This is a genomic window from Pseudarthrobacter sp. NPDC092439 (assembly GCF_044754945.1).
Classification (GTDB): Bacteria; Actinomycetota; Actinomycetes; order Actinomycetales; family Micrococcaceae; genus Arthrobacter.
Genome location: NZ_JBIVQB010000003.1, coordinates 405,809 through 420,456, shown reverse-complemented (window position 1 = coordinate 420,456; position 14,648 = coordinate 405,809). Strand labels below are relative to the sequence as shown.

At 66.8% G+C, this 14,648-nt stretch carries 15 protein-coding genes; 9 read left to right on the top strand and 6 right to left on the bottom strand.

Annotated elements, in window-relative coordinates:
* Positions 1 to 105: 105 nt before the first annotated feature.
* A complete protein-coding gene (locus ACIQCM_RS09995; protein ID WP_400605666.1) occupies positions 106 to 1,368 on the top strand; it encodes a S8 family serine peptidase in 1,263 nt (420 codons plus the stop codon).
* On the opposite strand, the gene ACIQCM_RS09990 is transcribed toward ACIQCM_RS09995, so the two are convergent.
* A complete protein-coding gene (locus ACIQCM_RS09990) occupies positions 1,317 to 2,120 on the bottom strand; it encodes an alpha/beta fold hydrolase (RefSeq protein ID WP_400605668.1) in 804 nt (267 codons plus the stop codon). The two genes, ACIQCM_RS09995 and ACIQCM_RS09990, sit on opposite strands and share 52 nt — an antisense overlap.
* 197 nt (positions 2,121 to 2,317) lie before the next feature.
* Here ACIQCM_RS09990 and ACIQCM_RS09985 point away from each other — a divergent pair, with 197 nt between their 5' ends.
* Positions 2,318 to 2,680: a cupin domain-containing protein gene (locus ACIQCM_RS09985; protein WP_400605670.1), complete on the top strand. Its 363-nt coding sequence runs from the start codon at positions 2,318 to 2,320 to the stop codon at positions 2,678 to 2,680.
* A gap of 57 nt (positions 2,681 to 2,737) precedes the next feature.
* Here ACIQCM_RS09985 and ACIQCM_RS09980 read toward each other — a convergent pair whose 3' ends face one another.
* The gene (locus tag ACIQCM_RS09980; protein WP_400605672.1) at positions 2,738 to 4,327 is read right to left on the bottom strand and encodes an alkaline phosphatase D family protein; all 1,590 of its coding nucleotides are present in this window, start codon (positions 4,325 to 4,327) and stop codon (positions 2,738 to 2,740) included.
* 173 nt (positions 4,328 to 4,500) lie between these two features.
* Between ACIQCM_RS09980 and ACIQCM_RS09975 the strand changes: the two genes are divergently transcribed.
* Positions 4,501 to 6,096 carry a bifunctional metallophosphatase/5'-nucleotidase gene (locus tag ACIQCM_RS09975; RefSeq protein WP_400605674.1) on the top strand — a complete coding sequence of 532 codons (1,596 nt, stop codon included), beginning with the start codon at positions 4,501 to 4,503 and terminating at the stop codon, positions 6,094 to 6,096.
* A 90-nt stretch (positions 6,097 to 6,186) separates the two neighbouring features.
* On the opposite strand, the gene ACIQCM_RS09970 is transcribed toward ACIQCM_RS09975, so the two are convergent.
* The gene (locus ACIQCM_RS09970; protein ID WP_400605676.1) at positions 6,187 to 6,636 is read right to left on the bottom strand and encodes a DUF4383 domain-containing protein; all 450 of its coding nucleotides are present in this window, start codon (positions 6,634 to 6,636) and stop codon (positions 6,187 to 6,189) included.
* Positions 6,637 to 6,822: 186 nt separating this feature from the next.
* On the opposite strand from ACIQCM_RS09970, the gene ACIQCM_RS09965 reads away from it, so the two are divergent.
* Positions 6,823 to 7,506: a hypothetical protein gene (locus tag ACIQCM_RS09965; protein ID WP_400605679.1), complete on the top strand. Its 684-nt coding sequence runs from the start codon at positions 6,823 to 6,825 to the stop codon at positions 7,504 to 7,506.
* Positions 7,507 to 7,636: 130 nt separating this feature from the next.
* On the opposite strand, the gene ACIQCM_RS09960 is transcribed toward ACIQCM_RS09965, so the two are convergent.
* A complete protein-coding gene (locus tag ACIQCM_RS09960; protein WP_400605680.1) occupies positions 7,637 to 8,026 on the bottom strand; it encodes a TfoX/Sxy family protein in 390 nt (129 codons plus the stop codon).
* Positions 8,027 to 8,296: 270 nt separating this feature from the next.
* Here ACIQCM_RS09960 and ACIQCM_RS09955 point away from each other — a divergent pair, with 270 nt between their 5' ends.
* On the top strand, positions 8,297 to 8,500 hold the full coding sequence (locus ACIQCM_RS09955) for a cold-shock protein (protein WP_015936345.1): 204 nt from the start codon (positions 8,297 to 8,299) through the stop codon (positions 8,498 to 8,500).
* Between the two features lie 106 nt (positions 8,501 to 8,606).
* On the opposite strand, the gene ACIQCM_RS09950 is transcribed toward ACIQCM_RS09955, so the two are convergent.
* Both ACIQCM_RS09950 and ACIQCM_RS09945 read right to left on the bottom strand, forming a co-directional pair.
* Positions 8,607 to 10,001, bottom strand: coding sequence for a rhodanese-like domain-containing protein (locus ACIQCM_RS09950; protein ID WP_400605684.1), 1,395 nt, complete (start codon positions 9,999 to 10,001; stop codon positions 8,607 to 8,609).
* A 178-nt stretch (positions 10,002 to 10,179) separates the two neighbouring features.
* Complete coding sequence (locus tag ACIQCM_RS09945) at positions 10,180 to 10,914, bottom strand: FadR/GntR family transcriptional regulator (RefSeq protein ID WP_400605685.1); 735 nt, start codon at positions 10,912 to 10,914, stop codon at positions 10,180 to 10,182.
* Between the two features lie 187 nt (positions 10,915 to 11,101).
* On the opposite strand from ACIQCM_RS09945, the gene ACIQCM_RS09940 reads away from it, so the two are divergent.
* The 4 genes from ACIQCM_RS09940 (at position 11,102) to ACIQCM_RS09925 (ending at position 14,638) form a co-directional block, all read left to right on the top strand.
* Entirely contained in the window at positions 11,102 to 11,629 is a 528-nt protein-coding gene (locus tag ACIQCM_RS09940) for a gluconokinase (RefSeq protein ID WP_400605688.1), read from the top strand.
* Between the two features lie 53 nt (positions 11,630 to 11,682).
* Entirely contained in the window at positions 11,683 to 13,086 is a 1,404-nt protein-coding gene (locus ACIQCM_RS09935; RefSeq protein WP_400605690.1) for a GntP family permease, read from the top strand.
* Positions 13,087 to 13,209: 123 nt separating this feature from the next.
* Positions 13,210 to 14,028: an SDR family NAD(P)-dependent oxidoreductase gene (locus ACIQCM_RS09930; protein ID WP_400605692.1), complete on the top strand. Its 819-nt coding sequence runs from the start codon at positions 13,210 to 13,212 to the stop codon at positions 14,026 to 14,028.
* 196 nt (positions 14,029 to 14,224) lie between these two features.
* Complete coding sequence (locus ACIQCM_RS09925) at positions 14,225 to 14,638, top strand: hypothetical protein (protein ID WP_400605695.1); 414 nt, start codon at positions 14,225 to 14,227, stop codon at positions 14,636 to 14,638.
* The last annotated feature ends 10 nt before the right edge of the window (positions 14,639 to 14,648 follow it).

The window sequence follows — 14,648 nt, the reverse complement described above, 5'->3', positions numbered from 1 at the left end:
CGGCGCGGGACCCCGCGGCCTGTGTCTCCCAATCGCCGCGCCTTTTGCGACACTGCGGGAATTACCCCTATCCAGCGGGCCCGTCCGGGGCGCACTATAAGCGCTATGAAAAAGCTCCTGATCGCCGGCCTCACTGCAGCCTTCGTTGGCCTTGGCGCCACCACGCTGGCGGCTCCCGGAAATGCGGCCCCCGACCCGTCCCACGTCGCAGGGCAGATCCTGGTTAAGTTCCGGGACCAGGCGTTGGCCGACGGCGTGCTGCGCCAGCACGGTCTGCGTCAGGGCGCCTTTGTGGGGACTACCGGGGCCCAGGTCATCAAGGTGCCGGCCGGCCGGGAGTTGCGGCTGATTGACGCGTTGAGCCGGAACCGCGCGGTGGAGTACGCCGAACCAGACGCAGTGGTCACCGCAGTCACGGACGATACGTACTTCGAGCGTCAATACGCCCTCCGCAATGACGGGCGATCGTTCCAGAACACGTTGGAGACATTCACTGTCCCCGCAGGCACCCCCGACGCCGACGTCGACGCTGTTGAAGCATGGGGTCTGACCACGGGGAGGGGCATCAGGGTCGCCATTCTCGATACTGGTGTGGCATCGGACAACCCGGACATCAGCACCCAGGTGGTTGCACGCGCGAACTTCAGCGGCACCGCAACAGGCGAGGATAACTACGGACACGGCACGCACGTGGCCGGGATCGTGGCCGCGGCCCACAACTCCACCGGCGTGGCGGGGGTGTGTCCGGAGTGCGACATCGTTGACGTGAAGGTGCTCAACGATTCGGGATCAGGGTCCACGTCGAACATCGTCAGAGGCATTGCCTGGGCCGCCAGCGCCAAACAGGGTGAAGGGAACGCCCGCATCATCAACATGAGCCTCGGCCAGCGGGTCTCGTCCCGCACCTTGGAGGAGGCCGTCCGGAACGCCTGGAAGGCGGGCGTGGTCATCGTGGCGGCCGCGGGCAACGGCGGCAGCCAGGCCAAGATCTACCCCGGCGCCTACCCGGACGTCATTGCGGTGGCGGCCACGGACAACAACGACGCGAAGGCTTCCTTCTCGAGCTACGGTGCCAAATGGGTGGACGTCGCAGCGCCGGGGGTCAGCATCTACTCGACGTTCCCCAACCACCCGTTCGCTTTGCAGTCAAACGGCCGTTCCGAGGGGTATGACATCGCCAGCGGCACGTCGATGGCCTCCCCGGTGGTTGCCGGCGTGGCCGCGCTGGCGCTGAGCTCGCACCCGAATGCTTCCAATGCCGGTGTCCGGGCCATCGTCGAATCCACGGCCGACGGAACCGTTGCCGGAACCGGCAGTTACTGGAAGTACGGCCGGGTCAACGCGTACGACGCCGTGCGGGCACCCTGACCCGCGCGCTCCCAGTGCTGCCGAAGCAGTCCGGCCAGCCGTTCAGGCTCGATGCGGTGCGGCGGGTCGAAGTGGTGCCGCTCCTCGAATACCTCCAGCGTGAAATCCGGAAACACGGTGGCCAGCCGGTCCGCCACCTCCCCGTAGTCATCCGGGTTGCTCTGCCCGCCCAGGACGAACAGCACCGGTTTGTTGAACGCAGCCAGGCGGGTGCGGTCCAGGTCGTAGCGCTTGAAGTCCGCCAGGAACGCGCTGATGCCCGCCGGCCGCTTGGCCATCCACGGTGGCGGGGGACCCGGCGGCGGAGGCGGCAGGACGACGTCGGACTTCACCCCCAGCCGCATGAAGGCAGGCATGAACTGCTCCGGCGGCAGGGACTCCAGCTTTGCGTACTCTTCCCAGAGCGCTGCGTGGGCGGGGCTCCAGTCCCAGTTCCCGGCCCACGCTGCTTCGAGGAGTGTGAGGCTCCGTAGCCGCTCCGGATGCTTGGCGGTGAGCGCCAGGGCCGCGGCACCGCCGCCGGAATAGCCCACAAGGTGGAAGGTGTCCCAGCCGAGCCGGCCGGCTTCGCGGAGGACGCCGTCGGCCTCGGTGTCCAGGGTCCAGCCGGGCGGGGGAGCGGCGTCCGCGTACAGTTCCAGGTCCTTGGCGGCGGCGTGCACGTCCGGTCCCAGCGCCTCGATCAGCGCTCCGTAGGCGGGGCCGGCAGGGAGGACGCTGCCAGGCAGGAGGAGTACCCGGAGGGGTTCCATGGTTGGATGCTACGCCCCCTTCAGTTGCCCGGCTACGGGGTTTCCACAGTGCTTTTCCGGGGCCCTTGCCGCTGCCGCGGTGCAGGCGGAGAATGTGCTCACTGGCGGGGTTCCATATCTCCTCCGCTGTGGATATCGGGGCTTCACCGGTAGTCCTGTCCACAGCAAAATGCAGCACCCGTTCGGAGGAGCAGAAAATGCCAGGTTTAGTGCGTAAGAGTCTAAATTCACCGGAGGAGACCCGCCCCTTCGAAGCCGGCAAGGGGCAGCTGGAACTCGTCAACCTGGACGGGGGTGCTGTTGGCCGCGCTACGTTCCAGCCCGGCTGGCGCTGGTCCGACCACGTCAAGCCGATCGCCAAGACCGACAGCTGCCAGGCCAGCCACACCGGCTACTTCGTCTCGGGGCGCATGAACGTGGTGATGGACGACGGCCAGGAGATGGAATACGGGCCGGGCGATTTCGCCACCATCGCACCGGGCCATGACGCATGGGTAGTGGGCGAAGAGCCATGCGTGATGATCGACTGGCAGGGTTCAGCAGACTACGCCAAGCGCTGACCCGGACACGCACGACGGAGGGACGCACGTTTCCGGTGCGTCCCGCCGGTCGTTCATCTATGCGCTCGCCTGCAGCCCCGGAACGCCGTCCCGGATCGTGAAGGAGGCTTTGGTGGACACGGGGGCGCCCGGCGTCGTGACGTAGTCCAGGGTGCGGAAGTCCGCCGTCAGCGACTCGCGCGTGATGCGGGTGTTCACGTAGCCGCGGTTGTCGTTGAAGAACTTCAGGTGCGGGTTCCAGGCCATCATGGGGTCCGTCGTGGAGCCCGTGCCGTTGCCGGTGGAGGTGATGGAGGTGCAGACCAGCTCCGAGCCGACCACGGGGGAGGCCGGGTCCTTGTAGTCCACCTTGAGGTCGCTGGCCCAGTTGCGGTGCACGTCGCCGGTGAGGACGACGGCGTTGCGCACGTTCGCGTCCACCCAGCCCTGGGTGATGCGGCGGCGCGAGGCCGCATAGCCGTCCCAGCCGTCCATGGACACGTCGTCGATCTCCGGGGCGGCATTGCGGTCGCGTTCGGCGAAGAACACCTGCTGGCCCAGGATGTCCCAGCGCTGCGTGGAGTTCCGGAAGGCGTCCAGCAGCCACTTTTCCTGCTCGGCACCGGTGATGCTGCGGTCCTCGGCGAGGCGCTCCGCGACGTTCTTCTTCCAGCCGTCGCCGGCGAGCTGGTCGTCACGGTACTGCCGGGTGTCCATCATGTGGAAGTTGGCCAGCTGGCCCCACTGGATGGTCCGGTAGATCTTCATGTCGAACCCGGCCGGAACCGATGACCTGCGCAGCGGCATGTTCTCGTAGTACGCCTGGAACGCGGCGGCGCGGCGCTGCCGGAAACGCTCGGTGGTGTCATTCATCTGCGTGGCGTCACGGTTCTCCGGGATCTCATCCGCCCAGTTGTTGTCCACCTCGTGGTCATCCCACACCACCAGCCACGGTGCAACGGCGTGCGCGGCCTGCAGGTCGGCGTCGGACTTGTATTGGGCATGCCGCTGCCGGTAGCCCTCGAGCGTGACCGTCTCGGGTCCTTCGTGGTCGCGGGGGTTGCCGCCGCCGATCACGTATTTGTCCTTCTTGTACTCGTAAAGGTAGTCGCCCAGGTGGAGCACCAGGTCCGGGTGGTCCTGCGCCAGGCGGGAGTAGGCGGTGAAGTAGCCGTGCTCGTACTGCGAGCAGCTGGCGAACGCCATGGCCAGCGCGGCGGGTGTTTCGTGCAGCGCCGGCGCGGTCAGGGTACGGCCGACGGCGCTGATGTGCCGGCCGCTGCGGAACCGGTAGAAGTACTCGCGGCCGGGCTTCAGCCCGCGGAGTTCGACGTGGACGGAGTGGGCGGCTTCAATCCGCGCCTGCTCGACGCCCCGGGCCACCACGGTGCGCATGGCCGCATCCTCGGCCACCTCCCAGGCCACCGGGACCTGCCGCGACGGCATGCCGCCCAGTCCGTCCTCCGCCAGCGGGTCCAGCGCCAGGCGCGTCCAGATCACGAAGCCGTCCGGCCACGGCTCGCCCGAGGCGATGCCGAGCATGAACGGATCGGCGCGGAGGCCGGCGTCGTCCGCGGTGGAAACGGCGACGGCGGCACCCGGCAGGGCGGCGACCAGCCCGGCTCCGAGGCCGGCGGAAATGAGGGATCTGCGTGAGATGTTGTCCATGGATCTGAACCTAAACAGGCAGGTTGGCCAGCGGCTGTTGCCTAAGTGAACCATGCGTGAACGTCCCGTGCGCCGACGCCCGGTACCAAGCCTGCAACCTGCCGTTCACCAGCGGTTATACCGGTTCTGTTAGGTTCGCGGCATCCCACTGCTACGCACCAGGAGATGCCCTCATGACCCCTCGAACCCACCCGGCCCCTGCCCTCCGCAGGGGCACCGCAGCCGCGCTGACCGCGGTGCTGCTGGCCGCCGTCGTCCCCGGCACGGCCAACGCCGCTGACCGCACGCCGCCGGCGCAGGCCGAACCCCAGTCCCAGCGCACCGTGGACATCCAGATCCTCGGCCTGAATGAAACCCACGGCCAGCTCACCCCGCTCAAGCGCTCGGGCCGCCTGGCCGGGGGAGCGCCCGCGCTCGCTGCCTATCTCAAGGCGGAGGAAGCGGAGAACCCGCGCACCCTGATCCTGGACTCCGGCGACTTCATGCAGGGCCCGGCCATCTCCTCCTACTTCGAGGGCGCCTCCACCGTGGACGTCTTCAACGCGATCGGCGTGGATGCGGCCGCCGTGGGCAACCACGAGTTCGACTGGGGCCAGGACGCCTTCGCCGAACGAGTGGAGCAGGCCGACTTCCCGTTCATCGCCGCCAACATCGTCGACGACGCCACAGGAGCCGCCCCAGCCGGCGTCACCCCCTACGTCATCGAGGAACTGGACGGGGTCAAGGTGGGCGTCATCGGCGTCGCAAACCCTGACACCAAGAACGTCACCCTCCCCGCCGCCACCGAGGGCCTGAGCTTCCTGGACCTGGACCAGACGGCCGCGGCGGTCAACGACGCCGTGGCGGAACTCCGCGAACGCCACGTGGAGACCATCGTGGTCAGCGCCCACCAGGGCCTGGAAACGGCCACCACCGGCGCGCTCGCGGACCTGGTGGGACAGCTTTCCGGCGAGGTGGACCTGGTCCTTGGCGGACACATTCCGCTCGAATACAACACCGTCATCAACGGAATCCCCGTGGTCCAGCCCTACGGCAACACCCGGGGCTACGCGGACGTCACTCTTACCGTGGACCGCGCCACGAAGGACGTAGTGGGCACAGGCATCGAGCTGGATGCCACCTGGACGGACGCCATCGCCCCGGACCCGGCAGTTCAGGCGATCGTGGATGGCTACCAGGCTCAGCTCGGTGCGGAACTCGGCAAGGCCGTGGGGGAGGCTGCCACGTCCATCACGCGGGGATCCACCCGCGGCGTCGAGTCCGAGATGGGCAACTTCGTCACGGACAGCATGCGCTCCTACATTGACGGGGTGGACTTCGCGTTCACCAACGCCGGCGGCCTGCGCGCGGACATCGACGCAGGGCCCATCACGCTCGAAGAGGTCTACGCCGTCCTGCCGTTCAACAACACGCTGGTCACCATGGACCTCACCGGAGCCCAGGTGCGCAAGGTACTGGAGGAAGGCGCCTTCAGCCAGTACGGCACCGTCCAGGTCTCCGGACTGAAATGGGCGTACGACGCCGGCGCCCCCTTCGGCGCCCGGGTCACCTCCGTCACCCTCCCGGACGGAACCCCGCTGGACCCTGCCGCCACCTACCGCGTGGCCACGAACAACTTCATGGCCACCGGCGGCGACCAGTTCACCACCTTCACCCAGGGCACCGGCACAGTGGACACCGGCATCAACCTGGTGGACACCGTGGTGCACTACCTGGAGCACCACTCACCGGTTGATCCGCAGGTCGAAGGGCGCCTGGCCGTGCAGTAGCCGGCCCCAACCCGCCCAGCCACGAAAACGACGCCGGGACCCGCCATATTTGATGGGTCCCGGCGTCGTGCCTTGCGTGGTTAGTTGTGGTTAGGCGTGTGCCTTGTGGCCCTTGGTGAGGACCAGCGCCAGGGCGACCATGCCGATGCCCAGGAGCAGGTGCAGGATGTTGTCGAACAGGTTCAGCGGGACGAAGTTGCCGACCGAATCCTGGGGAACCACCAGGCCGTAGACGAACAGGACCAGGTAGATCACGCCGCCGTAGAGCAGGAACGAACGGGCGCCGCCGGCGGTCTTGGCCAGGGCGAGGCCGGCAACGCCGAACAGCAGGTGGACCGCGTTGTGGAGCACGGACACCTGGAAGAGGCCCAGCAGCATGGCCTCGGAGTGCGCCCCTGCGAAGTGCAGCTGCTCGAAGTTGCCGGTGATGCCCGGGACGAAGCCCAGGACGCCCACCAGCAGGAACACGGCGCCTACGGCCATGGACGCTTTCTGGACGTTGGTGCGGACTGCGGTGCCGGTGCTGGTGTGTGTAGCCATGATGTTCTCCTGAATGCGATATGGATTCATGGATCAGCAGAATGCTTGCTGCCAAACCATTGGGTTATGCAAGCTATTCGGGCGCTGCCGCAGTCCGGATGGGTGGCTTGGAAAAACTTTTGGGCCGTTCGGCCCTGCCGGTCGGTTGCGGCCGGGAGTAGCTTCACCTCATACAAAGGAGTCGTTATGAAGCGCTTGCCCGTTCTTCTCTGCACTGCAGCCTCGATGGCCTTGGCCGCGGCCCCGGCCGGAGCGGCCCCGAACATTTACCACACCATCTCGTCGACGCATGGCTCCGCAACCGTGGCCAGCACTGCAGGCTGCGAGCAAACCGAAGTGTTCGTCTCCTCCAGCGTGGCGATGTATGCCAGCCAGCCGGGCCCCGTGAACAAGCAGGGACTGAGCGCCGTGTTCGTGCGCGTCACGGACATCTGCGCCGCCCCGGCGGGTGTGGTCACTGCGGCTGCGGGCGGCGGCGGTACGGTCCTGTTCCAGGCCGAAGGCCAAAATATGGCGCCGCTGGTGGTTGACCCGCGGCTGGGCGTGGCCTCCATCAGCACCGACATGGCCGGCATGGATGGCGAGGGCAATCCCGTGACCATCAGCCTCTCGGCAACCTGGACCGCCTCCGGTCCGCTGGAGCACGATACCGTCCATACCCACAGCAACTACCCGGATGAAGGCACCGTCAACGCAACGGACAACAACCTGCGCCGCGCCGCCACGGCCGACGTATCGGTCACGGTTGACGGCATGACGGCCGCGGGCAGGGATCCCAACGCTGTGCTGGAGCAGGTGAAGTCACGGTGCATCGAAGTCGCGCGCCCCGGGGTGGAGGGATTCTTCCCCTGCTTCGGATTCCCGGGCTGACCGGTCCGGAAGCGTCGATGGCCGCCCATACTTCTGCGCCGTTGCCACCTTCACCGCGAGATGGCACTTCGCGGCAGTTGGCGGCCCAAACACTGCGGTGAAATGCCATCTCGCGGAGGAGGCGGGTCTACTACTTCTGCGGCGGGGTTTTCCGGGGGCCGGCCTTGGGCGCCTTCGGCGGCAGGGTGGACACGTAGCCTAGCGCCTTCTCCACCCATGCGCGCACCCGGGCGTCGTCGCCGTCGCCCTCTTCGTTCCACACCTCCGGCAGCCCGGTGTACCCGCCCATGGGGCGTTCCGCCGGGCCGAAGGGGACCGTCCGTTCGGTGGATTCGAGCACCCCGCGGTCCTCGTCGGACAGCTTCACTCCGATGGTGGACCCGAACAGTCCCGCAAACATGTTGCCGTTCACGAACGCCCCCAGGTTCCCGAACATCGGCTTGACCATCACATCCGGCCGGTCCGGGACCACCGCACGGAAATGGTCCTTGTCGGCATCGGAGGCTTTCGGCATGTCCATGGCGTCATCTCCCGGTGACTGGGTTTCTTCGGATCCGGATGCAGGATATGCCCAATCCCGGGGACGGTCGAGGCCCGCGGTGGCCGCCGTTTAGGGCACAGCAGGAAACTCCTGTAGTCTCGAACCTGTTGTTGTGTTTATGCAGTTGGTAGTTCAGGCAGTACGCGCGGTCGAAAGTCCGCGTTCTTCTGAAGTAGCGGTTTTGAACACCCCACACCGGAGGGCCCGAAAGTCGGGACTTTCCCTCCACCTTCACGAAGGACAAAAATAATGGCTACTGGTACCGTCAAATGGTTTAACGCTGAAAAGGGCTTCGGCTTCATCTCCCCGGACGACTCCTCGCAGGACGTTTTCGCGCACTACTCCGCGATCAACTCCTCCGGCTTCCGCTCCCTCGAAGAGAACCAGAAGGTTTCCTTCGACACCGAGCAGGGCCCCAAGGGTCCCCAGGCCACCAACATCCAGGCTCTCTAATTCCCTAGAGTTCCGGGACCGTTAGGTTTCCACTTAAGAGCAGGACCCGCCGTTTTGAACGGCGGGTCCTGTTTTTTTGCGCCTTCTTGGGCCAGGCCCGGCGCTACTACTGCCGCGGGCTGAGCCGGGAGGCGCTCCAGGCGGCGTAGCTGCCGTCCAGCTCGGCCACGTCGTACCCGGCCCGGCGCAGGGCGCTGGCCGCTACTGAATTGCGCGCCCCGCTCTGGCAGTACGTCACGATGGGGCCGTCCGCGGGCAGCTGGTCCAGGTGCCACATGATGCGGCCGGCGCCTAGCTGGGCAGAGCCGGGGATATGCCCGGCGGCGTGCTCGGACCGGTTCCGGACATCCAGCAGCAGCGCGGCGTCGAAGCCGTCCAGTTCCTCGGGCTGGACCAGCCGCGGCGTGCTCATCGGCAGGCCCTCGAGGCCGGTGACGTAGCCGGCCACGTTGTCGATGCCCACGCGGACCAGGTGGTCCCGCATCTGCTGCGCCGCCTCCTGGTCCGGCGCCAACAGCACCAGCGGGTTCCTGTCCTTCTCCGGATCCACAACCCAGGCGCCGTAGCTCGCCATCCTGCCGGCAGGGATGTTCAGGGACCGGGGCACCGTGCCTTGGTGTACTTTGCGGTTGGGGCGGGTGTCCACAAAGGTGACCGTGTCCTGTTCCAGGCCGTTCACGACGGCGGCCGCGTCCAGTTCGGGCAGGGGCGCCCGCTCACCCATGACTGCCGGGCCCAGCCTGTTTTGGCGCTTCATCCTGCCGAAGTAGGCGTGGGCGTCCGGCTGGCCGTCGAGGAGCTCGTCGATGAAGCCCTGCTCGTCGTTGGCCGCCAGGTAGGGGCCCCACCAGGCGTAAAGCCGCTCGTAGCCCACGGTGGAGGAGGGGATGGCACCAAGTGCCTTGCCGCAGGCGCTGCCGGCCCCGTGGGCGGGGTGGACCTGGACGTAGTCCGGCAGGGTGAGGAACTTGTCCCGCAGGCTGGCGAACAGCTGTTTGGCGCCCTCGAACCGGGTGTCGACGCCGCCGGCTGCCTCGTCCAGGAGGTCCGGTCGTCCCAGGTCACCGGAGAACACGAAGTCACCGGAGAGCAGGTAGCCGGGCTGGTCGCTGAACGCGCCGTCAGTGACCAGGAAGGACAGGTGCTCGGGAGTGTGGCCGGGGGTGTGGACGGCTTTGATGCTGATGTTGCCGATGGTGATCGTGTCGCCGTCGTAGAGGCGTTCGCCGTCGAATTCGTACTGCCAGTCGGGACCGCCCTCGCCGGAGACGTAGATCTTCGCGCCCGTCGCTGCAGCGAGTTCGCGGGTGCCGGAGAGGTAGTCGGCGTGGATGTGGGTCTCGGTGACGGCCACGATCTCCATGCCGTTCTTCGCGGCAAGCTCCTGGTAGACCGCGATGTCGCGGCGGCCGTCGACAACAACGGCAGTGCCCTTGGCCTGGCAGCCGATCAAGTAGCTGGCCTGGGCGAGGTCTTCGTCGTAGATGCGTTCGATAAGCATGGCAACTCCTGAGCTCGGCTAGCCATCAGTTTATACCCCTAGGGGTATAAAGGAAAGAGCGTGTGTCGGTAAGAAAAGAGTGTGCCGGTGACTTGGACCCCGACGACCTGGGAAGCTCTTCCTGTCGCCGGCTTGGAACTCCGCCGCCGAGCGCGTCGAGGCGTGCGGTGCGGGGAAGTTAGTGCAGCCCCATTGCCTCGCGCACCTCGTTGAGGATGTGATGCATCGCCTGTTCAGCCACCACGGTGTCGCCGGCCGCCACGGCGGCGGCTACGTCCTCGTGTGCCTGCAGCGCCTCGCTCCGGGGTTTGAACGGCATGAGCCCCTGCTGCGTCCGGCTGGTCAGGACTTCGGCGACCATGCCCTCAAGCGCCTGGAACATTTCGTTGCCGCAGCTGCGCAGCAGCAGCTGGTGGAAAGCGATATCGGCTGCCAGGAACCCCTCGAGGTCCCCGGCCTCGCCCAGCCGGCGCAGGTCCGCGGCCAGTGCCAGCAGCTGGTGGCGTTCGGTGGACGTCGCCCGCCGGGCCGCGCCCGCCGCGGCAATGGGTTCGACGGCGATGCGCAGCTCGGTCAGGCTGCTGTACTGCATCTCGCGGCGGTTCGACGCCAGCCGCCAGCGCACCAGCTTGGGGTCGAATACGTTCCAGAGCGGCCGCTCCTGCACCACGATTCCTACCCGGCGGCGCGAGTAGACCAGGTTCATGGACTCCAGGACCTTCATGGTGTCCCGGGCAACAGTGCGGGAGATCCCGTACTCCTGCTGCAACCCCTCCAGGGTCAGCCGGCTGCCCGGCGGCAGTTCGGCGGACGCGATCGCAATCCCCACCGCCTCGAGAACACGCTCATGCATCGCAGGTGAGGACCCGCCGTCGTGCGCGTTATCCGCATCCTGTTCCGTCGCCGTCGACATCTTCCCGCTCTCTCTTCCGCGCCGCAGCGCCCTCTCAGGATAGCGAAAATCTGAAAGGTATGACTTATGACACGAAAAGATAGTATCTATCCGATCAAAAGGTGATACCTTATGGCGTAGTCCGCTGCAGCGCGGGCCAGCACCGAGCTTCTTCGAAAGCCAACGACGTCTTCTCCGGAGGTATGACATGCAGCAGCAACCCACGCACCTCGTGGTGATGGGCGTGGCCGGGTCCGGCAAAACGACCCTGGCGGCAGCGCTCTCGCAGCGGCTCGGCTGGACCTGTGCGGAAGCGGACGAGTTCCACCCGCCGCGGAACATCGACAAGATGCGCCGTGGCATTCCGCTCGAGGATGCCGACCGCTGGCCCTGGCTGGCCGAAATCCGTGACTGGATGACCGCCCAGGGCCGCGCCGGCGCCAGCACCGTCCTCACCTGTTCGGCGCTGAAGAAAAGTTACCGGCAGCTGCTCTCCGAGGCGGAAGGGCGCGTCGTGTTCCTCCACCTGCAGGGCGGCGCTGACCTCATCAGCCGGCGCATGCAGGACCGCGAAGGCCACTTCATGCCGCCGGCGCTGCTTCCCAGCCAGCTCGCCACCCTTGAGCCACTGACCGAAGAAGAACTCCGCGCCGGCAGCCTTCGCCTCGATATTGCACGCTCCCCGGAGGAGTTGGCCGCTGCCGTCGTGGAGGCGCTGGACCTTCCCGCCCGGTAGGCGCCGCGCGCCTGACCTGGCACCCACTACAAAATCTGTTTCAAAGGAGAACCATGACCATCGAAGGATGGACCCAAACGCTGGGAGCAGGCCCCCTGCTGCTCATCGCCGCAGCTGCGATCGTCGCCCTGCTGTTCCTGATCATCAAGCTGCGCGTGCATGCCCTGATCGCCCTGATCCTGATCAGCCTCGCCACGGCTTTCGCCACCGGCATCCCGGCCAACCAGGTGGTGCCGGTGCTGATCAACGGCTTCGGCACCACGCTCGGCACCGTGGCGCTCCTGGTGGGCCTGGGTGCCATGCTCGGCCGCATCGTGGAAACCAGCGGCGGCGCCAAGGTCCTGGCCGACTACCTCATCGGAGTCTTTGGCGAGAAGCGCGCACCGTTCGCGCTGGGCGTCGCCTCGCTGATCTTCGGCTTCCCCATCTTCTTCGACGCCGGCCTGGTGGTCATGCTGCCGGTCGTCTTCGCCGTCGCCCTCCGCCTGGGCGGGGGAGTGCTCCGCTACGGCCTGCCCGCCGCCGGCGCGTTCTCCGTGATGCACATCTTCCTGCCGCCGCACCCGGGACCCGTCTCCGCCTCCGCATTCTTTGACGCCAACATCGGCCTGGTCACCATCGCGGGCCTCATCGTTGCCATCCCCACCTGGTACGTCACGGCCTATCTCTACGGCCTGTACACCGGCAAGAAGCTGGTCCTGCCCGTGCCGGAAATCCTGGGCCACGCCTCCGCCGAAGCCGAATCCCACCCGCCGCGCTTCCGCACCATCGTGGGCCTGCTGCTCCTGCCGCTGGTCCTGATCTTCATGAACACCGGCCTGAACACCCTGGCTGCTTCCGGCGTCCTGCCCGAAGGAGTCAAGGACGAGCAGTGGTACCAGGTGCTGCGTACCCTCGGTGAAACCCCGGTTGCCCTCCTGATCGCTGTCCTGGTTGCCCTGTTCGTTCTCGGCGCCAAGCGCGGCAAGGACGCCGATGCCCTGGAGAAGCTGCTCGAGTCCTCGCTCGGCCCGGTCTGCTCCGTCATCCTGATCACCGGCGCCGGCGGAATGTTCGGCGGCGTGCTGCGCACCTCCGGCATCGGCCAGGCACTCGCCGACGTCCTGGGCAACCTGGGCATACCGCTGATCCTGGCAGGCTTCCTGATCTCCTCCATCCTCCGCATCGCCCAGGGGTCGGCAACGGTTGCCCTCACCACCACCGCCGGCCTCATCGCCCCTGCCGTGGCAGCGGCCGGGCTGAACGGCATGCAGGTGGCCGCCATGGTCCTGGCAGTTGCCGCCGGCTCCGTGGTGGTCTCCCACGTCAACGACTCCGGCTTCTGGCTGGTGGGCCGCTTCTTCGGCATGGACGTCAAGACCACGCTGAAGACCTGGACCATCATGGAGACCCTCATCGGCGTAATGGGCTTCGCCATCGCAGCGGTGATCTTCCTGCTGGCCGGGCTGGCCGGCTGACGCTCCCGCGCTGCTCGGTTCGGAGAGCCTGGGCGGCGGACGGGAACACCTGCCGCCCCGCCGTCGTTGTTTCCTCTGTGTGCCGGAAACCGGCGCCGTAAACCACCAACCAAAGGACACCCCTTGCCCCAACGCACCATTGTGATCACCGGCGCCAGTGACGGCATCGGCGCGGCAGCAGCGGGGACGCTGGCCAGGGCAGGGGAGCGGGTGGTCGTCGTCGGCCGTTCCGCGGAGAAGACGCGCGCGCTCGCCAAGGAACTGGACTCCGACTACTTCGTGGCCGACTTCGCCGAGCTCGCCCAGGTGCGCGACCTTGCCGCCCGGCTGAAGTCCGACTACCCGCGCATCGACGTCCTGGCCAACAACGCCGGCGGCATCATGGGCACCCATGCGCTCACCGTGGACGGCAATGAATCCACCTTCCAGATCAACCACCTTGCCCCGTTCCTGCTGACCACGCTGCTGATGGACACGCTTATTGCCAGCGACGCCAAGGTCATCAACACAGCGAGCATGGCCAACGGGTTCGGGAAACTGGACCTGTTCGACCTCAACTCCGAGCACAGCTACTCCACCAACCGCGCCTACGGGACCGCAAAACTGGCCAACATCCTGTTCACGTCGGAGCTGCACCGGCGCTTCCACGCCCAGGGAATTACGACGGCGGCGTTCCACCCGGGCGTGGTGCGCACCAATTTCGCAGCGGAGTCCAGCAGCTGGTTCCGGCACGCGTACAAGACCCTCCTGAACCGCTTCATGCTGACCCCGGACCAGGGTGCGGACACCATGCTCTGGCTGATCAACGGCACCCCGGGCACCGACTGGGTTTCGGGCGCCTACTATGCCAAACGCGCCATCGCCAAGGCCAACCCCCAGGCGTACGACGCCGGCCTGGCGCAGGGCCTGTGGGAAAAGAGCGAAGAGCTGACCGCCGCGTAGCCACCACCCCCGGGACACGTCTCCAGAGTGGGACGGCTTATATAAAACGCCCGACGACGGGACGTCACGTTATGTTCGTCACTCGCCACGCCGTCTTGCAGCGTTTCGTCAAACGGCAGCCCCATACTTGTCTTGAACGGCTTCAGCCGTCCCCCGGCCAGGCAGGAGGAAGTGCGTGGAAACCCTAAAAAAAATCGTGACGAACCAGTATTTTCCTGCTGCCGCGGTACTGGCCTCGGTGCTCATTTACTGGACCGTCGGCTTACTCGGCGGGCTGTCCCTGCTGCACAACAACCAGCCGCCGTTGACCACCCTCACGTGGCTCCTGTTCGTTTACGCGTCGGCTGCGCTGACCCCGCTCGCCGGGGCGCTGGCCGTCATGGACCTGGTCCGGCGCTGGCACCGCAACCGGGACGCCGTACCGTTCCAGGCAGGGCAGGCCGAAGATGTCGCCGCAGCGCCCGCCGCGGAGGCCCCGGCAGAAACTCCGGCCACGGAGGAGCCGCGTCCCGGGCCCCGCGTCCAAAACCCGCCGGCCTCCGGGCCGGCCAAAAAGAGTGGCAGCAAAAAGACCGGCAGCAAAAAGACCGCCACCAGGAAAGCCGCCTGACCCGCCTGCG